Source organism: Pantoea sp. GCM10028869 (assembly GCF_042666835.1).
Classification (GTDB): Bacteria; Pseudomonadota; Gammaproteobacteria; order Enterobacterales; family Enterobacteriaceae; genus Pantoea; species Pantoea leporis.
On the sequence record NZ_JBHTGO010000003.1, the window covers coordinates 92751 to 114425 of the forward strand.

At 56.4% G+C, this 21675-nt stretch carries 21 protein-coding genes; 9 read left to right on the forward strand and 12 right to left on the reverse strand.

Annotated features, from left to right (window positions below; genetic code table 11):
• Positions 1-122: 122 nt before the first annotated feature.
• The 3 genes from prs to lolB all read right to left on the reverse strand — a co-directional run bounded on the left by prs (position 123) and on the right by lolB (position 2684).
• A complete protein-coding gene (gene prs, locus ACFQW4_RS08305) occupies positions 123-1070 on the reverse strand; it encodes a ribose-phosphate diphosphokinase (RefSeq protein WP_006118899.1) in 948 nt (315 codons plus the stop codon).
• A gap of 124 nt (positions 1071-1194) precedes the next feature.
• Positions 1195-2064 (reverse strand): 4-(cytidine 5'-diphospho)-2-C-methyl-D-erythritol kinase, encoded by an 870-nt coding sequence (gene ispE / locus ACFQW4_RS08310; RefSeq protein WP_137385973.1) that lies wholly within the window; start codon positions 2062-2064, stop codon positions 1195-1197.
• Positions 2061-2684: a lipoprotein insertase outer membrane protein LolB gene (lolB, locus tag ACFQW4_RS08315; RefSeq protein WP_377725351.1), complete on the reverse strand. Its 624-nt coding sequence runs from the start codon at positions 2682-2684 to the stop codon at positions 2061-2063. The genes ispE and lolB overlap by 4 nt, the downstream gene beginning before the upstream one ends.
• 216 nt (positions 2685-2900) lie before the next feature.
• Between lolB and hemA the strand changes: the two genes are divergently transcribed.
• Genes hemA through kdsA form a run of 6 tightly spaced genes read left to right on the forward strand, consistent with a single transcriptional unit; the run spans position 2901 to position 8213 of the window.
• Positions 2901-4157 (forward strand): glutamyl-tRNA reductase, encoded by a 1257-nt coding sequence (gene hemA / locus ACFQW4_RS08320; protein WP_061718543.1) that lies wholly within the window; start codon positions 2901-2903, stop codon positions 4155-4157.
• A gap of 41 nt (positions 4158-4198) precedes the next feature.
• A complete protein-coding gene (prfA, locus tag ACFQW4_RS08325) occupies positions 4199-5281 on the forward strand; it encodes a peptide chain release factor 1 (RefSeq protein ID WP_101764110.1) in 1083 nt (360 codons plus the stop codon).
• A complete protein-coding gene (gene prmC, locus ACFQW4_RS08330) occupies positions 5281-6111 on the forward strand; it encodes a peptide chain release factor N(5)-glutamine methyltransferase (protein WP_377724824.1) in 831 nt (276 codons plus the stop codon). The genes prfA and prmC overlap by 1 nt, the downstream gene beginning before the upstream one ends.
• Positions 6112-6123: 12 nt before the next feature.
• A complete protein-coding gene (locus ACFQW4_RS08335) occupies positions 6124-6522 on the forward strand; it encodes a SirB2 family protein (RefSeq protein ID WP_101764112.1) in 399 nt (132 codons plus the stop codon).
• Positions 6519-7328 carry an invasion regulator SirB1 gene (gene sirB1 / locus ACFQW4_RS08340; protein ID WP_101764113.1) on the forward strand — a complete coding sequence of 270 codons (810 nt, stop codon included), beginning with the start codon at positions 6519-6521 and terminating at the stop codon, positions 7326-7328. Before ACFQW4_RS08335 ends, sirB1 begins: the two co-directional genes overlap by 4 nt.
• Before the next feature lie 30 nt (positions 7329-7358).
• On the forward strand, positions 7359-8213 hold the full coding sequence (gene kdsA, locus ACFQW4_RS08345) for a 3-deoxy-8-phosphooctulonate synthase (RefSeq protein ID WP_101764114.1): 855 nt from the start codon (positions 7359-7361) through the stop codon (positions 8211-8213).
• 119 nt (positions 8214-8332) lie between these two features.
• Here the strand turns inward: kdsA and chaA are convergent, their stop codons facing one another.
• Positions 8333-9418: a sodium-potassium/proton antiporter ChaA gene (gene chaA / locus ACFQW4_RS08350; RefSeq protein WP_110866345.1), complete on the reverse strand. Its 1086-nt coding sequence runs from the start codon at positions 9416-9418 to the stop codon at positions 8333-8335.
• Positions 9419-9785: 367 nt separating this feature from the next.
• Here chaA and chaB point away from each other — a divergent pair, with 367 nt between their 5' ends.
• Together chaB and ACFQW4_RS08360 are read left to right on the forward strand one after the other, a co-directional pair.
• Positions 9786-10016 carry a putative cation transport regulator ChaB gene (chaB, locus tag ACFQW4_RS08355; RefSeq protein ID WP_101764116.1) on the forward strand — a complete coding sequence of 77 codons (231 nt, stop codon included), beginning with the start codon at positions 9786-9788 and terminating at the stop codon, positions 10014-10016.
• Between the two features lie 237 nt (positions 10017-10253).
• Positions 10254-10925, forward strand: a complete 672-nt coding sequence (locus ACFQW4_RS08360; RefSeq protein WP_168197458.1) for a gamma-glutamylcyclotransferase — start codon at positions 10254-10256, stop codon at positions 10923-10925.
• A 6-nt stretch (positions 10926-10931) separates the two neighbouring features.
• On the opposite strand, the gene ACFQW4_RS08365 is transcribed toward ACFQW4_RS08360, so the two are convergent.
• The 8 genes from ACFQW4_RS08365 to ACFQW4_RS08400 all read right to left on the reverse strand — a co-directional run bounded on the left by ACFQW4_RS08365 (position 10932) and on the right by ACFQW4_RS08400 (position 19919).
• Complete coding sequence (locus ACFQW4_RS08365; protein ID WP_217546373.1) at positions 10932-12350, reverse strand: serine/threonine-protein kinase; 1419 nt, start codon at positions 12348-12350, stop codon at positions 10932-10934.
• Positions 12351-12416: 66 nt separating this feature from the next.
• Complete coding sequence (locus tag ACFQW4_RS08370; protein WP_110866342.1) at positions 12417-13367, reverse strand: hypothetical protein; 951 nt, start codon at positions 13365-13367, stop codon at positions 12417-12419.
• 13 nt (positions 13368-13380) lie between these two features.
• Positions 13381-14157 (reverse strand): PP2C family serine/threonine-protein phosphatase, encoded by a 777-nt coding sequence (locus ACFQW4_RS08375; protein ID WP_137385968.1) that lies wholly within the window; start codon positions 14155-14157, stop codon positions 13381-13383.
• Positions 14154-15266 carry a type VI secretion system-associated FHA domain protein TagH gene (tagH, locus tag ACFQW4_RS08380; protein ID WP_137385967.1) on the reverse strand — a complete coding sequence of 371 codons (1113 nt, stop codon included), beginning with the start codon at positions 15264-15266 and terminating at the stop codon, positions 14154-14156. Before tagH ends, ACFQW4_RS08375 begins: the two co-directional genes overlap by 4 nt.
• Before the next feature lie 33 nt (positions 15267-15299).
• Positions 15300-15998: a type VI secretion system-associated protein TagF gene (tagF, locus tag ACFQW4_RS08385; RefSeq protein WP_110866339.1), complete on the reverse strand. Its 699-nt coding sequence runs from the start codon at positions 15996-15998 to the stop codon at positions 15300-15302.
• A 13-nt stretch (positions 15999-16011) separates the two neighbouring features.
• Positions 16012-18126 (reverse strand): type VI secretion system membrane subunit TssM, encoded by a 2115-nt coding sequence (tssM, locus tag ACFQW4_RS08390; protein ID WP_217547510.1) that lies wholly within the window; start codon positions 18124-18126, stop codon positions 16012-16014.
• On the reverse strand, positions 18126-19340 hold the full coding sequence (gene icmH / locus ACFQW4_RS08395; protein WP_101764124.1) for a type IVB secretion system protein IcmH/DotU: 1215 nt from the start codon (positions 19338-19340) through the stop codon (positions 18126-18128). The genes tssM and icmH overlap by 1 nt, the downstream gene beginning before the upstream one ends.
• An 84-nt stretch (positions 19341-19424) precedes the next feature.
• A complete protein-coding gene (locus ACFQW4_RS08400) occupies positions 19425-19919 on the reverse strand; it encodes an SH3 domain-containing protein (protein WP_192234148.1) in 495 nt (164 codons plus the stop codon).
• A gap of 484 nt (positions 19920-20403) precedes the next feature.
• On the opposite strand from ACFQW4_RS08400, the gene ACFQW4_RS08405 reads away from it, so the two are divergent.
• On the forward strand, positions 20404-21624 hold the full coding sequence (locus ACFQW4_RS08405; protein WP_101764125.1) for a nitrate regulatory protein: 1221 nt from the start codon (positions 20404-20406) through the stop codon (positions 21622-21624).
• The last annotated feature ends 51 nt before the right edge of the window (positions 21625-21675 follow it).

Below are 21675 nucleotides of genomic sequence, written 5' to 3' on the forward strand. Positions count from 1 at the left end.
TAGCGAGATTTAACGAAATTTATCGCGCAAATATCAATGGGGAAAGTGGCTTAATCGGTGAGTCAGATTGAGGGCAGGGTGCAAAGAAAAACCGGGCACGAGGCCCGGTTTCACGCGATGAATTAATGCTCAAACATCGCGGAGATTGATTCTTCGTTGCTGATACGACGAATCGCTTCGGCCAACATGCCAGACAGCGTCAGAGTACGCACGTTTGGCAGAGATTTCATCTCTTCAGACAGCGGAATGGTATCGCAGACAATCACCTGGTCAATCACCGACTTACGCAGGTTTTCCACCGCGTTGCCGGAGAAGATTGGGTGAGTGGCGTAAGCGAAGACACGTTTCGCGCCGCGCTCTTTCAACGCTTCAGCCGCTTTGCACAGCGTACCGCCGGTGTCGATCATATCGTCGACCAGTACACAGTCACGACCCGCAACGTCACCAATAATGTGCATCACCTGAGAAACGTTCGCGCGCGGGCGGCGTTTGTCGATGATAGCCATATCGGTATCGTTGAGCAGTTTGGCGATGGCGCGGGCACGCACTACGCCACCGATGTCTGGGGAAACTACAATGGGATTTTCCAGGCCAATTTGCAGCATATCTTCCAGCAGGATTGGGCTGCCGAAGACGTTATCCACCGGGACATCAAAGAAGCCCTGAATCTGTTCAGCATGCAGGTCAACGGTGAGAACACGGTCAACGCCCACGCTAGAAAGGAAATCGGCAACCACTTTGGCAGTGATCGGTACACGAGCAGAACGCACACGGCGGTCCTGACGCGCATAGCCAAAGTAAGGAATGACAGCAGTAATACGACCAGCAGAAGCCCGACGCAAGGCGTCGACCATCACAACCAGCTCCATCAGATTATCGTTGGTGGGGGCACAGGTGGACTGGATGATGAAAATATCACCACCGCGTACATTTTCGTTAATCTGTACACTTACTTCACCATCACTGAAACGGCCAACAGCGGCGTCTCCGAGGCTAGTGTAAAGGCGGTTGGCAATACGTTGTGCTAGTTCCGGGGTGGCGTTACCAGCAAATAGCTTCATATCAGGCACGAGAAGAACCTCAGGCTTGGCGTCCAGAGAATGAACGGCTCTAGAGTAACCGGCGAATACCAAAGAGCATGTTCATACGGGTGTGTTAATGCGCAACATGCAGTGTCTGGAACGGGTGACACTGTCACGTAGACGCTTTTAGCCCAGAAAGTGTGCGCTGCAACGGCGAGAGGTTAAGCCCGCGCGCCACAAATCCGCAAATCCATTTCGGGGCAAGCTCCAGCACCTGACGTGCGTCGGATTCGGTGTCAAATTCAGCAAACACACAAGCTCCGGTCCCAGTCAGGCGCGACGGCGCGTATTCTAGCAGCCAGGAAAGCAGCTCATCAACCTTACGAAAACGTTTTCTTGCCACAGCCTCACAATCATTGTGAAAAGGACGCTGTAACAGTTCATCTAATGTGCGGATTGGTGAATCGCGCGTCAGTTCGGGATCGCGGAACAGATCAGGCGTCGCGATGCTCACGCCTGGATGCGCCACCAGATACCATTTTTCTGCCGGTTCAGCCGGCTGCAATAGTTCGCCCACGCCTTCTGCAAAGGCCGCGTGACCTCCAATAAACACTGGCACATCCGCGCCCAGTTTGATGCCAATCGTCGACAGCTCGGTAACGCTTAATCCGGTTTGCCACAGATGATTCAGCGCCACTAACACCGTTGCCGCATCTGAAGAGCCGCCGCCAAGCCCGCCGCCCATCGGCAAAACCTTCTCCAGCGCGATGCTGGCACCGGCCTGCGCGGGCAAGGTGCCACGCGCAGCGGCAACGGTTTTTAACGCCTGCGCAGCACGCACAATCAGGTTCTCGTCATCCGGCACGCCAGTCAGCGGCGTCAGCAGCGTTATCTTGCCGCTGCTATCCGGTGTGATTTCCAGCGTGTCACCGTAATCGAGGAACTGAAACAGCGTTTGCAGATTGTGGTAGCCGTCAGCACGACGGCCAGTGATATACAGGAACAGATTCAGTTTTGCTGGCGCGGGCCACGTGGTGATCATTGAGTGGTCCAGCTATCCATGCGTAATTTAATGCGCTGACCGCCTTCAGACAGCTCCAGATTCGCCGGCAGCGGCGGATTCACTTTGCTATCGTAATCAGAAATGTTCACTTTCCACTGCTGACCGTTGCGGCTGTAGTTGAGGCTTTGCAGCTGGTAATTGTTATTCAGCTGATAATCGCTGGCATCGCCCGGCAAGCCCATCATCCACTGACGCAGATTGGCGAGCGGGATATCCATGCCGGTAAGCTGTGAAATCATCTTCTCGGCATCGTTACTCACGTAGCGCTTGCCTTTGTTATCCACGATCTGCACCACGGAACCTTGCGCATCCAACTGCAATTCGGTGCTGCCGAGCGGATTGGTCAGCAGCAGGCGATAGCGATCCGCAGCGGTTTGCTGCCAGTTAAAGCGTGCATACACTTTTTGCTTATCCGACAGGTAAGCGAACGCACCGCGCGCCTGATACTGGCTGATTTTCGCCACGGCTTGCTGATGCTGCTGCCATTGCGGTGATGTGGTGCTTGGGCCCGGACCTTGTGGTTTGTTAATGGTACATGCAGCCAGTAACACGCTGGCAAGGGGTAAAAGGCGCAGTAACTTGCGCGGGGGCAAATGCATCACGTGGTCATCTCCTCAGACACGTTTTTACTTCGTAACCGGTAACGCTAACCATACGCATGTAAGCCGTCAATGCTGTTATGGCAATAATTGCGCACGATCAGTTTAATCTTATTACTGTCATAGGCTTTGTATGGCTTTTCTTGACCTGTGGCATCTTGTAGAATGCGCTGCACAAAACCCTGACAACACTTGGGATATCCCAACCCGAATCACATGACGCTGCTTGCACTCGGAATCAACCACAAAACTGCACCTGTTGCGCTACGCGAACGCGTTGCGTTTACACCAGACACGCTGGAACTGGCGCTGAATAGCCTGCTGTCCCAGCCGATGGTGCAGAGCGGTGTGGTCCTTTCGACCTGCAACCGTACGGAACTCTACCTCAGTGTAGAGCAGCAAGCCGACCTGCAGGAGAAGCTGGTGCGTTGGCTGTGTGACTATCACGATCTGCGTGAAGAGGATGTGCGCAACAGCCTCTACTGGCATCAGGATAACGCGGCGGTCAGCCATCTGATGCGCGTGGCCAGCGGGCTGGATTCATTGGTGTTGGGTGAACCACAGATTTTAGGTCAGGTTAAAAAAGCTTTTGTTGATTCGTCACGCGACCACGCGCTGAGCAGTGAACTGGAGCGCATGTTCCAGAAAACCTTCTCGGTGGCCAAGCGTGTGCGCACCGAAACCGAGATTGGCGCCAGCGCCGTATCGGTCGCCTTCGCTGCCTGTTCACTGGCGCGTCAAATTTTTGAATCGCTCAGCACCGTTAACGTGCTGCTGGTCGGCGCTGGTGAAACCATCGAGTTAGTGGCGCGTCATCTGCGCGAACACTCCGTCAAGAAGCTGATGATCGCCAACCGCACCCGCGAACGCGCACAGCTGCTGGCCGATGAAGTCGGGGCAGAAGTGATTGGCCTCGGCGATATCGAAACCCGTCTGGCCGATGCCGACATCATTATCTCTTCCACCGCCAGCCCGCTGCCGATTATCGGTAAAGGGATGGTGGAGCGCGCGCTGAAAGCGCGTCGCAATCAGCCGATGCTGCTGGTGGATATCGCCGTACCGCGCGATGTCGAGCCGGAAGTGGGCAAGCTGGCGAACGCCTATCTCTACAGCGTTGATGATCTGCAAGCGATCATCGAGCAGAACATGGCGCAGCGCAAAGCCGCCGCCGTGCAGGCTGAAAGCATTGTGGTGCAGGAGAGCGGCGAATTTATGGCCTGGCTGCGTGCGCAAAGCGCGGTTGAAACCATCCGTGAATACCGTTCGCAGGCCGATCAGGTGCGCGCCGAGTTACAGGAACGCGCGCTGGCCGCGCTGCAGCAGGGCGCTGACGCCGAAAAAGTGCTGCAGGAACTGGCACACAAGCTGACTAACCGATTAATTCATGCACCAACCAAATCACTGCAGCAGGCCGCGCGCGACGGCGACAGCGAACGCCTGCAGATCTTACGTGACAGCCTCGGTTTAGAGTAATCTGGTCAGTCACGACCTATCACTGGGATACCCGCTATTACATGAAGAGCTCTATTGTTGCCAAGCTGGAAGCGCTCCAGGAACGCCACGAGGAAGTGGAAGCGTTGCTGGGCGATGCCGGCGTGATTGCCGATCAGGATCGTTTCCGTGCGTTATCACGCGAATATGCCCAGCTTAGCGACGTCACCCGTTGTTTCCGCGAATGGCAGCAGGTGCAGGAAGACGTTGAAACTGCCGAAATGATGCTGGAAGACCCGGAAATGCGCGAGATGGCGCAGGAAGAATTAAAGCTGTCACGCGAGAAGCGTGAAGCGCTGGAACAACAGCTGCAAGTGCTGCTGCTGCCGAAAGATCCCGACGATGAACGTTCGTGCTTTGTCGAAGTGCGCGCCGGTACCGGCGGTGATGAAGCGGCGATTTTTGCCGGCGATCTGTTCCGTATGTACAGCCGTTACGCCGAAGCGCGTCGCTGGCAGGTTGAGATCATCAGCGCCAACGAAGGTGAGCACGGCGGCTATAAAGAAGTGATCGCCCGCATCATCGGCGATGGCGCGTATGGCCGCTTTAAGTTTGAATCGGGCGGCCATCGCGTACAGCGCGTGCCAGAAACCGAATCGCAGGGCCGTATTCACACCTCGGCTTGTACCGTTGCGGTCATGCCGGAACTGCCCGAAGCGGAAATGCCGGAAATCAACGCCGGCGATTTGAAAATCGACACCTTCCGTTCTTCCGGTGCCGGTGGTCAGCACGTTAACACCACCGATTCCGCGATTCGTATCACCCACTTGCCAACTGGCATTGTGGTGGAGTGTCAGGACGAACGTTCACAGCACAAAAACAAAGCCAAAGCGTTGGCGGTGTTGGGTGCGCGTATTCACGCGGCGGAAACGGCAAAGCGTAATGCCGCTGAAGCTTCGACGCGTCGTAACCTGCTCGGCAGCGGCGACCGTTCGGATCGTAACCGCACCTACAACTTCCCGCAGGGCCGCGTCACCGATCACCGCATCAACCTCACGGTTTACCGTCTCGATGAGGTGATGGAAGGCAAGCTGGATGCGCTGATAGAGCCGATTGTGCAGGAGTATCAAGCCGATCAGCTGGCCGCGCTGGCTGGACAGGATTAATGATCATCCGTCGCTGGCTACAGCAGGCTGTGGTAGCGCTCTGTGGCGGCGACAGCCCGAAGCGCGATGCGGAAATATTGCTGGGTTTTGTGACGGGCAAAGCGCGCAGTTGGCTGATTGCCTTTGACGATGCGGAACTGGACGCGCAGCAGCTGGAACAACTGAATGCGCTGCTGGCGCGCCGCGTCAACGGCGAGCCGATTGCGCATCTGGTCGGCGAGCGTGAATTCTGGTCGCTGCCGTTGCGCGTCAGTGATGCCACGCTGATCCCGCGTCCGGACACCGAAGTGCTGGTGGAGCAAGCGCTGGCGCATCTGCCTGCCGCCGCGACTTCACTGCTGGATTTAGGCACCGGCACCGGCGCGATTGCGCTGGCGCTGGCCAGCGAGCGGCCAGGCTGCCAGGTTATCGGCTGCGATCGCATCGCGGCGGCGGTGGAACTGGCGCAGGATAATGCGCAGCGTCTGCACATTGATAACGCCCGCTTCATCCTCAGCAACTGGTTTAACGATCTTCCCGCCCAACGTTTTGATCTGATTGTCAGTAATCCCCCCTATATTGATGCCGCCGATGAACATCTGCAGCAGGGCGACGTGCGCTTTGAACCGCGCAGCGCGTTAGTGGCGGACGATCAGGGTTTGGCCGATTTACGTTTTATCATTCACACCGCACCGCGCTGGCTGCACGCTGGCGGCTGGCTGTTGCTGGAACATGGCTGGCAGCAAGGTGATGCCGTGCGCGCCATCATGACGCAGCACGGTTATCAGGCGGTGAGCACCGTTGACGATTACGGCGGTAATCCGCGCGTCACACTAGGACAATTTTTTTAATAAGGAATAACGATGGCGAGCTGGTATCCCCTGATTAAACATTTTCACTTGCTGACCGTCGCGCTGACGATTTGTCTGTTTTTGCTGCGCTTCTACTGGCAAACCACCGGCTCAGCGATGCTGCAACGCCGCTGGGTGCGCATTGCGCCGCACGTAAACGACACCTTTTTGCTGTTAAGCGGTGCGCTGCTGGTGATGATTACGCATTTTTATCCTTTCACACCACAAGGAAGCTGGCTGACGGAGAAGCTGTTAGCGGTTATTATCTACATCGCCTTAGGTTCCGTGGCATTGAGCCGTCGCCCACGTAAAATGGGGACACGTTGGATCGCCTTCCTGATTGCAATCGTAGCGTTGCTGTTTGTGATTAAGCTGGCGATGACCAAAATGCCGTTATTGGGGATTGTATGACCTCGCCAGAGCAACTCGATTACAGTAAAACACCGTTGAGTGAAGCGGTGATTGGTGCCACATGCGCCATACGCAATGATTTTTCCGCGCCTTCTGTGCAACAACAGTTGGCGGCGCTGGTAGATGAAGCCCGTGAGTTTGTCAGTAGCGAACAGGACGCCGATTTGCAGCTGGGTAAGCTGCTGGAGCTGTTCTATCGTCAGTGGGGATTTGGCGGCGCCAGCGGCGTCTACAATCTCTCCGACGCGCTGTGGATCGACAAAGTCTTGAAGAGCCGTCAGGGCACGGCGGTGTCGCTGGGCGTGATCCTGCTGCACATCGCCGATGAGCTGGAATTGCCGCTGATGCCGGTGATTTTCCCGACACAGCTGATTCTGCGTGCCGACTGGTTAGATGGCGAAATGTGGCTGATCAACCCGTTCAACGGCGAAACGCTGGATACGCATACGCTGGAAGTGTGGCTGAAAGGCAACATCAGCCCAACCGCCAAGCTGTATAACGACGATCTCGACGAAGCCAAGACCATCAACGTGATGCGCAAGATGCTCGACACCTTGAAATCCGCGCTGATGGAAGAGAAGCAGATGGAGCTGGCGCTGAACGTCAGCAAAGTGCTGCTGCAGATCGATCCTGACGATCCTTACGAGATTCGCGACCGTGGTTTGATTTACGCGCAATTAGAGTGTGAACACATCGCGCTGAATGATTTGACCTATTTCGTTGAACAGTGTCCTGAAGATCCGGTCAGCGAGATGATTAAAGTGCAGATTCACGCAATTGAACAGAAACAGGTAACGCTGCACTAAGCGTTACCCGATAAAAGGAAAGGAAAGGGCATGACACAGAAAGTAGTGAATATCGGCGATATCAAGGTCGCAAACGATCTGCCATTCGTTCTCTTCGGCGGCATGAACGTGCTGGAATCGCGCGATCTCGCCATGCGCATCTGCGAACACTACGTTGAGGTCACCGACAAACTCGGGATCCCTTACGTATTCAAAGCCTCTTTTGATAAAGCGAACCGCTCTTCAATCAAATCTTATCGTGGTCCTGGCCTGGAAGAGGGTATGAAGATTTTCCAGGAGCTGAAGCAGGCTTTCGGCGTGAAAATCATCACCGATGTGCATGAAGCATCGCAGGCGCAGCCGGTGGCTGACGTGGTTGATGTGATTCAGCTGCCGGCTTTCCTCGCTCGTCAGACCGATTTGGTGGAAGCGATGGCGAAAACCGGCGCGGTAATCAACGTCAAGAAGCCCCAGTTTGTTAGCCCAGGCCAGATGGGTAACATCTACGACAAATTCGTCGAAGGCGGCAACGATCAGGTTATCCTGTGCGATCGCGGCAGCAACTTCGGCTATGACAACCTGGTTGTCGATATGCTCGGCTTCAACGTGATGAAGAACGTTACCCAAAATAGCCCAGTGATCTTCGACGTTACTCACGCGCTGCAAACGCGCGATCCGTTCGGCGCTGCGTCTGGCGGTCGTCGTGCGCAGGTCGCCGAGCTGGCGCGTGCCGGCATGGCGGTTGGCATTGCGGGCCTGTTCATCGAAGCGCACCCAGAGCCAAACAGCGCCAAATGCGACGGTCCATCCGCGCTGCCGCTGGATAAGCTGGAACCCTTCCTGGTGCAGATGAAAGCAATCGACGATCTGGTGAAGAGCTTCCCAGAGCTGGATACCAGCAACTGATTGTTTTGAAATGTGAAAAAGGCGCCGATGGCGCCTTTTTTATTGGCTGGTCGCCATAAATGGCGATCCTACAACATGCACGATTTCCGTAAAGTTGGCATTTATGCCGACCGCTAGTCTCACAGCATAATCGTCAACAAATAGCCGGCAAACAGTGCCAGATGCGCGGCACCGTTCAACACGTTGGTGCGGCCCGTTGAGAACGAGATGTGGCAAAGGATCAGCACGGCGCTCATGATCACCATCTGCGGTGGCTCAAGGCCGAACACCAATTGCTGGTCGGTCAGGGTAGCGATGATGGTCACTGCAGGCACCGTCAGTGAAATGGTCGCCAGCACCGAACCGAAGAACAGATTCATAGCACGCTGAACTTGATTCATCAGTACCGCTTTGATTGCACCTAAACCTTCCGGCGACAGGATCAACAGCGCCACCAGGAAGCCGGTGAACTGCGCCGGGGCGTTCAGTTCTGTCAGCAGACTTTCCAGCGGATTGGCGTTCATCTTGGTCACGGTAATCACCGCAATCAGATGCACGATCAGCCATGCGGTGTGCCACAACGAGCTGTGCGCAGAAGGCTTACCGTGGTGCGGATCGTCGCCATCATCTTCATGCTCATAAACGAACAGGCTTTGGTGGGTTTTGGTTTGAATCAGCAGGAATACGCCGTACATGGCCGCAGAAATCGCCGCGATGATCAGCGCCTGCGTAGTCGTGAAGTTACCGCCAGGTAACGCATTGGGGAACACCAGTACCAGAATCGCCAGCGGGAAAATGGCGATCATGTACTGTTTTACGCCCGCCAGATTAACGTACTGCGTGGCAAACTTGCGTCCGCCCAGCAGCAGGGCAAAGCCGACTAAACCGGCGGTCACAATCATGATGATCGAGTAGAGCGTGTCGCGCATTAGCGCGGGCGCGGCATCGCCGGTGGCCATCAGCGCGGAGATCAGACTCACTTCAAGTATGACGACGGAAAGACTGAGAATCAGCGAGCCATAAGGTTCGCCTAAACGGTGTGCCAGAACGTCGGCGTGACGCACCACGCTGAAGGCGCTAAACAGAATGGCAACTAATGCCAACAGGTTGATGCCGATAACCGGCAGAAGCGCTGTCTGGTTGCCGAAGAAGCTCAGCACCGCCAGCGCAGCAACGGGGAAAATCAGTGAGTACTCGGTATGGCGGGTTTTCTCATGTCCAGGCATTTACCATCCTCTCCGGAAAAAGTACAAAGCAGGCAATCATTGCCTGATAAATATAATGAGTTTTCTGACGTAACGCAGTGTAACTTTTCATCAGCTGTGCTGCTGTGACTTTACGCGATTTTACCAAAAGCGTTTATTATGCATAACACGGCAAAAGAGTGTGTTATCGCTGGATTAACGCCTGTATTCATTATGTTGCATGAGTCGCTCACCCAATTAAAGATGAGATTGGTCTGGTTAATCGTCGTATAGGGTGAAGTTTATAGAGGTTTAAACCTGTTTTACGCCATCTTTCAGTGAAAGTACCAGTTTGCGTTTTAACCCAGATGATCCAGACTTAAACTCTGAGTATAAATCCGGAGGAAATATGCCTTATTCATCAAACAAAGAACTGCCAGACAGCGTGCGTCATGTCCTGCCGGCTCACGCACAAACCATCTATCAAAAGGCCTTTAACAGCGCCTGGGACCAATACAAAGATCCCGACGACCGGCGTGGCGATGAGTCGCGCGAAGAGGTGGCACACAAAGTCGCCTGGGCAGCAGTCAAGCATGAGTACTCAAAAGGTGACGATGACAAGTGGCACCCTAAAAACTAGTTTGTTTTGCGGGCCGGTGCGGCCCGCCTCGCACTTTTCCCTTCGCCATTCAAGTTCCTCATCAGGCAGCCGATGCTATTTACACAGAATTTCCCTTTTGTGATCGGGGTCAATCTTGAATGTTTTGTTAAAAATGAATTAATGTCTTCTCTTAAGACGATGCAATGAGCGTCGCCTGTAGACATCAGTTTTGAGGAACCACACCGGCAAGATGTCAGCGTAGTAGAGGAGACCACAGTGTTAACGCGGGAATTTTTGTTAAAAGCAGATTGTAAAACATCGTTTGGCGATATTGATGAAGCGCTGTTCTGGAGCTGTGAAAAGCGTGCGGCATCGCTGTCCGCGACGCTGGCCTGTCGTCCTGACCAAAGCCCGGTGTGGATTTTTGGCTACGGCTCGCTGATGTGGAATCCCATTTTTGAAGCGGCCGAAGTGGCACCGGGTCGTTTAGAGGGCTGGCACCGTGCGTTTTGCCTGCGTCTGATTGCCGGTCGCGGCACCGTAACCGCGCCTGGCCGCATGCTGGCGCTGAAAGAGGGCGGTTCCACCAGCGGACTGGCGTTCCGCTTACCGGAATCGCGTTTGCATGATGAGCTGGAGCTGCTGTGGAAGCGTGAAATGATCACCGGCTGCTATCTGCCAACCTGGTGTGAACTGGAGCTGGAGGATGGACGCAACGTTACCGCGCTGGTGTTTATCATGGATCCGCGTCATCCGCTTTATGAAACCGATTCCTGCCGCAGCACCATTGCGCCGTTGATTGCTCAGGCCAGCGGTCCGCTCGGCACCAACGCACAATACCTCTACGCGCTGGAGCAGGAGCTAGGCAAACGTGGCATGCAGGAAGCGGCATTGACGCGCCTGGCAGCAGATGTCAGAGCGCTGCAGAGTCATTCGGCAGCGCGCTGATACGGATTACTGCGCCGGATTAATCAGCCAGGTTCCCGGCTTATCGATGGTCAGCGATTGGCTATGCACCTGGTTGCCGTTACGCACCTCAATGCGATAGTTCCCCGCCGCCAGATTCAGTGAAGCGAATCCGCTGGAGGAGGGCTTCACATCGCGGGCTTCGCCATTCAGCATCACATTCTCACCCGCCTGCAAACGCAGATAAACCGTCGCCACCGTCGGTGCGCTGCTCGCTACACTGTTGCCTGCTGCGGCAGCAGGCGCAGCGGGCGCGGTGCTGGCGGCAACCGGCGGTGCTTCGCTGTGATGATTCGCTTTCCAAACCACCACCACAACCGCCAGCACCGCAATCGCAGCGGCCACCACTAAACCTGGCGACAAACGACGCACGTTGCGCGGCGTCAAAGGTTCAACGGCGGCAGCGGCATGATTGACGGCCAACACTTGCGGTTCCGGCGTTGCAACACTCGGCTCCACCGGCACAACCGGCTCAGCCACGAGCGGAATAGTGGTGGAGAGCGCTTCGACATCGCTGACCGGCAGATCGATCAAGCTGGCAAAGGCATCAATGCTTTGCGGACGATCTGCTGGCTTCATGGCTAACGCGCAGTCAATAGCGTGCAGCAGCGGCAGCGAATAGCCTTCCGGCTTGCGCTCCACCAGCGGCTGATAGTTATCCTCAATGCAGCGCACCACGCTCACCGGCGGTGCATGGCCGGTGATCAGGTTGTGCAGCACTGCGCCAAGCGCATAGATATCGGTCCACGGACCTTGCTCTATTTCGCCTTCTTCGCTGTACTGCTCAATCGGCGCAAAGCCGGGCTTCAGCATGATCTCGGTTTCATCCGAGAGGTTGCCGATCTCTTTGCGCGCCGAGCCAAAATCAAGCAGCACCGGCAGCTGGTTTTCCTGAATCTGGATGTTATCCAGCGAGATATCGCGATGCAGATAACCGGCGGCGTGGATAGTATCAATGGCGCCAAACAGCGGCGGTAGCAGACGACGGATCCAGTTCTCGTCAATGCTGTCCGGACTGGTGATCTGCCACTCTTTCAGCGTCATGCCGCTGTAATAAAGCGTGCCCATGTAGGCGGTGCCGTTCTCTTCCCAGAAGCGCAACACGTGTAGCAAGCCGGGATGATTGAAGCGTGCCAGCAGGCGCGCCTCCTGAATAAAGCTATTACGACCGGCGGTAAACAGCTTATGGAAACGCTCTCCGCGCAGTTCCAGCGACATATCCGCCGCACGCACCGCCAACGAGACGGGCATGTACTCTTTGATCGCGATGGTGCGTTCCAGCTGATGGTCCCAGGCACGATAAACAATGCCGAAGCCGCCGCCGCCAATCACTTCCTTGATTTCAAATTCATTAAACCGGTAGCCCGCAGGGAGGGCGTTAGGTGTATGGTTTTCGTTTGCCGACATAGTGAACTCTCTGAACACGTCCTGTAGCGCCCCGTCATCACGATGACGGCAGGCAACGACCGCTAATTAATTAATGTTACGCCAGGCACCAATCGCCGGATCGGCGAGATCCGCATGCAGGGTGTCAATCAGTAACACAGTCACTTTTTGCTGTGGCATAAATTGCGGCGACCAAACGCCGCGTAACGTCTCAACCCGCTTTTTCAGCACATCGCTGCCCTGATCGGCAGTTTTGTCCATCTTCACCAGTAGTGTGCCGCTAAAACGCCACACATGCTGTTGTGCATCAAACGGCAGCACTAACCAGCTATCATCGGCATCCGGACGCGTAACAATCATGCGCTGGTTATTCACCGAGACCACTTCCAGCGGCGGACCGCTCATTTTCAAATCTGCAATCGGGTAGCCCTGATAGAAGTTCAGCGCCAGATTATGGGTTTTGCCAGCGCTCATCAGCGTCATTTCGCTCGGGCCTTCCAGCCAGCCTTCGGTGGAGCAGTGCTGATTCGGGTTATCCGGGATAAACAGCGATTCGCCTTTGTCATCCCACCAGGTACGGAAATGGCAGCCGCCCGGCAAGGCAAAGTGCTGCAGCGGCGTGCTATCCGCCGGGCGTGACAAATCGAGCGGCGCGGCGTTGCTGGTGGTGGCGCTGGCGGTGGCATCGTTCAGCACGATCGGGCGCCAGTTCTGTAATTTGGCTGCGCTGCCGTTAGCCAGCACGCTGCCCTCTTTATTGGTCATCTGCCACGGCAGTTCATCCAGCAGGCCGCACTGATTCGCCAGCAGCGTACCGACGCGCGGCAGGAAGCTGGTTAGGATGCTGGAGTCAGTGCTTTTGCCCGAAACGATGCGCAGCGGCAGCGTCTCTTTGCACCAGTCGTTGGGCGCTTTGCTCGCCACGTCATCAATGTAGACTTCTAATGACAGGCTCGGGGAATACACCACGCGGTAATCTTCTGCCTGCGCATTTACGGCCAGCAACAGGGTTGCGAAGCCCGTCAACCACACTTTCATAAGCATCCTTGGATCAATAACGTGACGGCAGAAAACGTGCCGCATCAGCCTGGGAATAAAGCAGCGTCGCTTCCTGCGGTTCGCCAATCCAGACGGCTAGAGCGCTGAGATTGTCGCTTTTAACACTGCGGTTAACGGCTTGTTCCATCAAAGTCAGCCACTCTTCGCAGGCATTCACCATGCGCAGGGCCAGTTCCATTTCGTGGGTGGTGAGATTGAGCCAGAATCCATCGCTGCAAACCAGAAACGCATCGCCATCGGCCAGCGTAATCACCTCGCTAAAAGTGGCCGGACGGGCAGGCTCAACACCGAGCGCATTATAGAGTAAATTACTGTTAATGCCGGTATTTTCATAGCCCGCCTCGCGTAACTGCTGGGCCAGACTGTGGTCACGCGTCACCTGATTTAGCACCCCATGACGGAAGTGATAAACCCGGCTGTCGCCAGCGTGCGCCCACCATGCGCGCTGTTTTTCGCGGTCGATAAACAGCGCGGCGAGCGTGGTGCTCATACGTGAAAAATTCGGATTGTTTCCCTGTGCCTCAATCAGCACCTGCTGGCAGTGTTCAATGGCGGCGCGCGTGCTTTCAGGGGTGAACGTCGCGCTGTGCTGCAGCTGCGTTAGCAGCGTATCGCGCACCAGCTGCGCGGCGATATCACCGCCAGGCAAACCGGCGACGCCGTCACACACCAGAAAACAGGCTTTATGATCGTCCAGCTCGGCGCCGGTACGATCCTGATTTTCGTCGCGCATGCCTTGCTGGCAGCGGCTGGCAAACATCATCTTCATGCGTCTTCGGTCCGCGTTTGAGAATCTTTGTATTGATTCACTTCCATATCATAGGCATGCAGGAAGGCTTCGCCGAACAGCGTATGGAAGTCATCCTCAATTTCGCCAGCGGTACGTTGATAGTGGCGTGAGAAGTAATCCCACAGCGCCGCTTTGCGTCCGGTGCTGAACGCCATTTTGGGCAGCACGCCATCTTTGCGTGCTTCTTCTTCTAAGCGCTGCGGGTTAAATGATTGCAGCATGGCGGCAATAATGGCGCGGATACCGGCAATCATGCCGAGCTGATGCGCCTGCAAATCCACCAGCGCATCGCGCACCGCCGGTTCCGGCGGCATAAAGCCCGGCATCTGGCTTTGATACATCTGCATCAATACGGTTTTACCGGACGGCAGAATTTTGAACGGGTTATTCGCCTCATTGAGGATCATCGTCATGTCGGCTTTCACGCCGCGCTTGAGGATCGAGCGCGAGGAGAGCAGGGCGACGGTACCTTGCGAAAACAGGCTCAGCATGCGACCGGTTACGCGCATCTGCTCTTCGGTGATGGTGGTTTGATGGCCGTTGTTCAGCCCCATCCCTTCCAGCAGCGCGGCAATCAGTTTGTCCTGAGAGACGCCCGGCAACGTGGCGGGCAGCGTCGGCGCATCGCTTTGCGGATCAATCGCCAGACGCGGATCGTTGCGGCGCTCCTGACGCGCAACCGGCTCGGGAATCACCTCCGACTCCTGCATCATACCGAGCGGGTCGTCGCTGCTGTCGGCAAAGAACGCCAGCGGATCGTCCTGGCGGGCTTTCAGGTTGTTAGGATCGCGGACTTCGAGCCCATACTCACCGATTTGCAGCGTGTCGCCATCCTGCAACGCCACTTGCGAGCCGCGTTGCAACGCGACGCCGTTCAATACCACCGACGTGACGCTGCCCTGATTGGTCAGGCGGCACTCGCCCTCCGGCGAAAGATGCACCAGCGCCTGCAGACGCGATATGGCGCGCGATTCGTCAGGCAGCACCAGATCGTTATCCTGACTGCGGCCGATGGTGCCGCCGGGCGGTTTAAAGGCTACCGTCTTGGCGGGCACATCCGTATTGCACTGCACAATGGTAAATTGCATGAGTCATCCCGTTAACAAGGCAAACGCCACGGCCTATTCAAACATCGGTGGATAGAGGCCGTTGCGGCCCGGCTGTGCACCAGACGCCGGGTTAAACAATAATGAAAAAAGTTGCGCAGTCAGCGGGCCACTGTGTTTATGGGTGGCATGGCTAAAACCGTCACTGCGATTACTCCACCAGTAGCTCATGTGCTGCTGCGGATCGAATCTGTCAGCCACTTCACGCCAGCTCAGCGTGCAGGGTAAATCATCAAAACCAATCACATCCATGATGTCGCTGCGCTGCGTATCCGGCACCAGCAGCGGTGACAGGCGCTGCATCTGCTGCTCCAGCGCATCGGGATTGAGCCGATCGCGCACCGCGTGCAGCAGCAGCGCGCCCAGTTCCTGGAACCAGTCACCGGACATCGCCAGCTGCGCGCTGTGCCAGTGGCTCAGCGGGAAGCTGCGCAGCGCCAGTAGCGGCCAGCTGCGGCCCACGCGATCGCAAGACGGCAGCAGGCAGCCCATCTGCACCTGCTGACGCAGCGGCGAAAGCGGTAACACAAAATTCCACACCGGCGCACGTAAAAACTGTGCGGTGCTGGCATCGGCTTGCTGATGCCAGTGCAGTAATCCTTGCTGAAACCAGTGGCTCCACGGCGTCACGGTATTTTCGCTCAGACGCTGGCGCAAAAAATCGCCGGTGGCCGGTAACTTGCCGTACCAGCCCGGCGCAGTGTGTGTCGGCATGATTACCTCACCATTACTCACTGTGTCTGGTCAATCGCTGCGAAACAACGTGCGGTGCAATCGCCAGCGTGTTGCTGCTGTCACCGGCATTTTTCAGATTCTCCGCAAGCTTGCGCATCATCAACGCATTGTCACGCGCATACGGCGAAGACTGAATTTGCTGATCCAGCAGCTGGCTCAGATGCCAGTCGAGCTGCTGCAAATCGCGCGCGCTGACATCATCCGGCAGCGTGCGCTGCAGGTTTTGCATCAGCCAGCCACGCAGAAACTCGCCGTCATAATTGCGCGGCTGATAGAGCATCTGATAGGCCCGCAGCGCATTGCGACTGTACTCGTTATCGGTGCCCGGATCGTCACGCAGCAAATTGGTGATCTGCTGCGCCACGCGCGGCAGCAGTAAAGACTTAAGCGCATTTTGATAAAGCGCCCACGCCGCATCGCTGACCTGATTGCCGCGATACAGCCCAACGCGCATGGTAAGCGGTGGATTGTCGAGGGAAAAACGCTCGGAGAGCGGCAGTTTCACCAGGCTATTTAAGAAGGGTAGCAGATCAAAAATATTATCGGCGGGCTGATGGATCACCTGCTGACTCTGGGTGGTGATCGGCGCGAGGCGTTCGGCAACCTGGTCCAGATAACGCTGATTCTGAATATAGCTGGTGAGCCACAAACAGGAGAGCAGCAGCAGTGCGCCGGTCAGCACGCCATAACCGATCCAGTGGAACAAGCGGTTGCGGTATTCCCAATGGCGATTGCTGCCCGCCAGGCCGCTCTCGCGGAACACTAAATCGCTCAGCAAATCGCGGATAAAGAAACTCTGTCCTTTGTTGCCGGGGATCGGACTGCTGCGATCGACGCTATTCCACGCCGCGAGGCTGCTTTCACCGGTATGCGGCAGCTGCAGCTTGCGGTTCAGCTCGCCCATGATGCGGTCAAACGGTAAACCTTCCTGCGTGCCGCTGGTGAAGAACAGGCCGCGCGCCGACCAGGCGATCGGCTCCTGATGGCTGGAAAACACCACATCGAGATACTCATTCAGCAGCGGACGCAACGAACTGAACTCTTGCGGGAACAGGAAGCTGTCGGCGCGCTGGGTGAGATCGCGCTCGCCGGCCATGACGTCGGCCAGCTGCTGCTGTAAACGCTGTTCTAAGTGCTGATATTGCTGGCTGAAGCTGCGGTGCCAGTCGTCTTTATGCGGTTTGCCCGGTTCCCACGGGAAAGTGAAGCCCCAAATCGCATCGCGCTGCGGCTTGCTGAGCGTGCCGTAAAAACTCATAAACCCTTTCAGCAGGTCGGTTTTGGTCACCATCACATACACCGGGAAGTGAATGCCGGTGTGCTGATGCAGCTCCGCCATGCGTTCACGTAGCGCGCTGGCCTGCGCATGGCGCGCTTCGGCTGAATCGGTCAGCAGATCGGAGACGCTGATGGTCATGATCACGCCGTTGATCGGCTGACGGGTGCGATAGCGCTTTAGCAGATTGATAAAACTGTGCCACTCCGCGCCATCGCGCGCGCGTTGGCTCTCCTGCAGCGCGTAACGTCCGGCGGTATCGATCAGCACTGCACTGTCGGTGAACCACCAATCGCAGTGGCGCGTGCCGCCCACGCCGCGAATTGCCGCTTTGCCGAGGCTGTCGGTGAGCGGGAATTGCAGGCCAGCGTTAAGTAGCGCGGTAGTTTTACCGGCGCCCGGCGCGCCAATCATCACGTACCACGGCAGCTGATAAAGGTAGTGACTTTGAAAACGTGCCAGCCAGCTCTGCTGATGACGACGACCAAACTGGGTGCGCTTTAAACGCAGCGCTGCTTCACTGAAGCGCTGCGCCAGCAGGGTTTCGGTGGCCTGACGATCGGATAACTCTTCCTGGCTCATCTGCTGCAGACGGTTGAGCAACTTGCTATTAAACCAGCCGCGCCACAGTGCAGGAATAAACTGGAACAGCAGCCAGAGCAGATAGAGCAGACCCACCGCTAACTGGCGCGGCAATACCGGCTCGAGCGGGCGCGTATCGCCCCAGCTCCACAGCGGTCCGAGCATCCACAGCACGCAGCTCAATGCCGTGACGCCAATCAGGCTCCACAGCAGGCGATGGGTTAACAGATGTTGCAGTGATGCGCGCATCATTGGCCTCCCTGATGATTGCCGAGGGTTTCCGGTGTCACAAACAGGGTGATTTCCACCCGACGATTGCGGGCGCGGTTTTCATTACTGTCGTTCGGCAGCAGCGGATTGCTGTCGCCGCGACCTTCCGCTTTCACGCTGTGACCTTCCGCGAGCTGCGGATTAAGCAGCTGCATGATGGCGCGTGCGCGCGCAGAGGAGAATTCGTAGCTGGAGGCGAAACGGCCATCGACCGGGCTGTTATCGGTATACACCGACACCAACACCGTGCCTTTAACGGTTTTCATTGCGCTGGCGACATGCGCCAGCAGCGCCCGTCCCACCTGATTCACCACCGTGCCGTCGCTGGAGAACAGTTTGTCAGCGGGGATGATCACTTTGCTGCCGAACGCGCCGTCGCTCACTTCCAGCTGTCCGGCGGCAATCACATCATTCAGACGTTGATGCAGATCGAGCAGCGCTTGAGGGGACGTGGGGCGACGTCCTGGCGTGATTTGTGGCAGCGGGGTTTGATAGATGGTGCGCAGCAGCGGTTCGGCGGCGTTGCCGAGTCGCCAGTTCAGCCCGCTGTAAATCAGGCTCGCCACCAGAGTGGCCAGGGTAACGCAGGCCCAAAGCGGCACCATCGGACGCGTCAGGGTGCTGACCAGCGGATGCACTTCCACCAGCGGCACCGCCGGATTGGCGCTTGCCGGGCGATGTTCCGTAATGAGTTGTGCCAGGCGTTTGCGGATGGCTTCACACTGCGCGCGGCCGCTGTCACTGCCGCGATAACGGCCTTCATAACCAAGCAGCAGGCAATAGTGGATCAGTTCCAGCAGCCACAGATGCTGCTGCGGGCTTTGCGATACGCGCGACAACAGCTGGAAAACTTTCTCTCCGCCCCAGCTTTCATTGTGAAAGGTGACCAGCATGCCGTTGCCGGACCACACGCCGCGCGTGCCCCACGGCGTTTGCGCTGCGGCTTCATCCAGTACGCTGCACAGGCAGTAGCGCGCGCCGATAATCATCTCAAAAGGTAAGCCCGCTTGTTTACAGCGTTGTTCGAATTGGCGGATCTCTTCGATCAGTAACTGGCGCAATCCGGCAGGATCGTCATGTGTCGCGGCCTGCCGTATACGTACCACGGCATTCAGGATGGGTGCTGCGGCATTAAGCAAAAGGTTATCATTGCCCGCGACAATGCCATCGCGAGCAAGGGAATCCTGAGTCATTAAATCTTGGTTATCCAGGCAAGGGCGAAAATCACAGCCCGCAGAGCAAACGCTTCTGCGGGCATTGTGCGCCGGATTGCATTATCAGTCTAAAATCCAGGTCGCGGTATCGTTAGTGCGACAAGCCTTGCTGGCGCCGCCAACGGCCACACAAACCTGTTTGCTGTTGCGGCGGGGGCGCGGACGATCGCTTCGAATGGTCGCGTCGTAACGGCTGCTCTCCACGCCCGCTTTCGGCGGAATATAGCCAATTAACTGGCCGTTAGGCTCATCAGCCACTGCCAGCCAGCTGTGTTCAACACGGCCGAGCACTTCAAACGGTTTGGCGTTATCAAGATAGCGCACTACTTTGCCACCATAATCAGGCGTGGTCATTACCGAGGCAGCATACAGCGCGCGATAACTCTCATTGACCGGCGTGAATTCGCCAGGTGCTGCCACCGCATGACGATGGACCAGTTGGACGCCATTCACTTCACTGGTTACCAGCGTGTCATCTGTAACGGGTGGCGGTGGCGCTTTGCAAGCAGCCAGACTTAATACCGCCAGCAACACAAGCACGAGACTCTTATTCACCATGATCCTCAAATTCCATCAGATTAGCTGCAGAGTAATCTGCGGCACGGGCCGTTAAGGCAGGCAGATTAAGCAGCGAGAAAGCCATCAAAAAAACAGACAGATTACAGAAAGATAGTGCTGAACTAAGTCTACCTAAGACTTTTGAGAATTCAAACCATTGCACCATGAGAAATCCCGTGCTAGCGGGCGAAAAAGCAGCGCAGGCCGATGATATAAAACACATAGTCACGGTGATAGATAAGCTGAGTTAATTTATTCGCTGCAGTTAACGATGCGAGGCAGCGCAACGGCATTTGGTCGCTGTTAGTACCAAACGAAAATGGTAAATAAGATTAATCTATTTGTATGAAGCAAAAAAGATTGCCTTGCGAAACAATTTTCTCAATTTCGGAATTTCCGGGCCCAATTCTGCCACGTTTAAACGCAGCACGGCATGGCTTTTGCTTGACCCTCTGTTTACACCGCTAAACCGCTGGAGAAAGCAATGAATCGGGCTTTGAACTATCTACGTGCTAGCCGCGCCAGCGAGATTGCGAGCCTGCAACGGTTGCTGCGGACCGGCGAACAGATTACCGCCATCAGTGAATTGATCCATGTGCTGCAGCGTGAACGTGGAGCCAGCAATATCTGGCTGTGCTCGGCTGGTCGACTGTTTGGTGAAGAGCTAGCACAGCGCGCTGCGGAGGTAGAACTGCGCGAACAGCGTGCAATGGCGGTGCTGCCGGAAGCAGAGGCGCAGCCCGGCTATAGCCGATTTTGCATGCTGATCGCGACTGCGCTTCAGGCGCTGGACAGTCTGCCGGCGCTGCGTCAGCAAGTACACAGCCGCACCGTGACGCAGGCGCAGGCGATGGATGCGTTTAATCACATCATCTGCACCTTACTCAATCTGGTATTTGAAGCGGCGGATACCGCCAGTGAGCCGGACATCTCGCGTGCGTTAATCGCGCTATTTAGCTTTATGCAAGGCAAAGAGCTGGCCGGACAGGAGCGCGCCACCGGTTCGGCGGGATTCGCTGCCGGTGAATTTACCGAGACGCAACGGCAGCGCATTCAGGTGTTGATCGCTGCGCAGGAGCAAAGCTTTGCGACTTTCAGCCAATTTTCTGATGCGGAAAATCTACAACGCTGGCAGGCGATAGCCGATGCCGGCAGCCAAATTGAGCGGCTAAGACGCATCGCCTGCACCGGCGCACAGTGCGGTGAAAATGGCGTGTTGCAGTGGTTTAGTCTGCTCAGTTCGCGTCTCGATCAGATGAAACAGATTGAAGATACGCTGTGCGCCACGCTGATGAATCGCTGTCAGTGTGCGATTGCGGCTGCCCAGCACAGTGAATCTCCGCCGATAGCCATCGGAGAAGAGGCCAGTTTCTCGCTTTATATCGCGGGTGCCAGCTGGCTGTCAGGCGTTGAAACCACGCTGGACAGCAATGGCCTCGCGCCCCAGCTCGGGCGTTCGGTGCTGGCGTTGATCCGTGAGCAGTCGCAGCGTCTGCAGACGCAGGCCGATGAACTCGCCTCGATGCGCGCGTCACTGGATGAACGCAAAATTATCGATCAGGCGAAAAGCTGGTTGATGCAGCAGCACGGTTTCAGCGAGCAGGATGCGTGGCAGGCGCTGCGTAAGAGCGCCATGAACCAGAACAAACGGGTGCTGGAAATAGCCCTGGCGGTGCTGGCGGTTGCCGCCACGCTCAAGGCATAACTCGAAGGAGGTAGCTGCACAAACCCTGTGCGTAGAGTGCGTCAGCGCAGT

Excerpts from the sequence above, each read along its gene's own strand:
- ispE (WP_137385973.1), bottom strand. The coding sequence starts at position 2,064 with ATGATCACCACGTGGCCCGCGCCAGCAAAACTGAATCTGTTCCTGTAT.
- lolB (WP_377725351.1), bottom strand. The coding sequence starts at position 2,684 with ATGCATTTGCCCCCGCGCAAGTTACTGCGCCTTTTACCCCTTGCCAGC.
- hemA (WP_061718543.1), top strand. The coding sequence starts at position 2,901 with ATGACGCTGCTTGCACTCGGAATCAACCACAAAACTGCACCTGTTGCG.
- prfA (WP_101764110.1), top strand. The coding sequence starts at position 4,199 with ATGAAGAGCTCTATTGTTGCCAAGCTGGAAGCGCTCCAGGAACGCCAC.
- prmC (WP_377724824.1), top strand. The coding sequence starts at position 5,281 with ATGATCATCCGTCGCTGGCTACAGCAGGCTGTGGTAGCGCTCTGTGGC.
- ACFQW4_RS08335 (WP_101764112.1), top strand. The coding sequence starts at position 6,124 with ATGGCGAGCTGGTATCCCCTGATTAAACATTTTCACTTGCTGACCGTC.
- sirB1 (WP_101764113.1), top strand. The coding sequence starts at position 6,519 with ATGACCTCGCCAGAGCAACTCGATTACAGTAAAACACCGTTGAGTGAA.
- kdsA (WP_101764114.1), top strand. The coding sequence starts at position 7,359 with ATGACACAGAAAGTAGTGAATATCGGCGATATCAAGGTCGCAAACGAT.
- chaA (WP_110866345.1), bottom strand. The coding sequence starts at position 9,418 with ATGCCTGGACATGAGAAAACCCGCCATACCGAGTACTCACTGATTTTC.
- chaB (WP_101764116.1), top strand. The coding sequence starts at position 9,786 with ATGCCTTATTCATCAAACAAAGAACTGCCAGACAGCGTGCGTCATGTC.
- ACFQW4_RS08365 (WP_217546373.1), bottom strand. The coding sequence starts at position 12,350 with ATGTCGGCAAACGAAAACCATACACCTAACGCCCTCCCTGCGGGCTAC.
- ACFQW4_RS08370 (WP_110866342.1), bottom strand. The coding sequence starts at position 13,367 with ATGAAAGTGTGGTTGACGGGCTTCGCAACCCTGTTGCTGGCCGTAAAT.
- ACFQW4_RS08375 (WP_137385968.1), bottom strand. The coding sequence starts at position 14,157 with ATGAAGATGATGTTTGCCAGCCGCTGCCAGCAAGGCATGCGCGACGAA.
- tagH (WP_137385967.1), bottom strand. The coding sequence starts at position 15,266 with ATGCAATTTACCATTGTGCAGTGCAATACGGATGTGCCCGCCAAGACG.
- tagF (WP_110866339.1), bottom strand. The coding sequence starts at position 15,998 with ATGCCGACACACACTGCGCCGGGCTGGTACGGCAAGTTACCGGCCACC.
- tssM (WP_217547510.1), bottom strand. The coding sequence starts at position 18,126 with ATGCGCGCATCACTGCAACATCTGTTAACCCATCGCCTGCTGTGGAGC.
- icmH (WP_101764124.1), bottom strand. The coding sequence starts at position 19,340 with ATGACTCAGGATTCCCTTGCTCGCGATGGCATTGTCGCGGGCAATGAT.
- ACFQW4_RS08400 (WP_192234148.1), bottom strand. The coding sequence starts at position 19,919 with ATGGTGAATAAGAGTCTCGTGCTTGTGTTGCTGGCGGTATTAAGTCTG.
- ACFQW4_RS08405 (WP_101764125.1), top strand. The coding sequence starts at position 20,404 with ATGAATCGGGCTTTGAACTATCTACGTGCTAGCCGCGCCAGCGAGATT.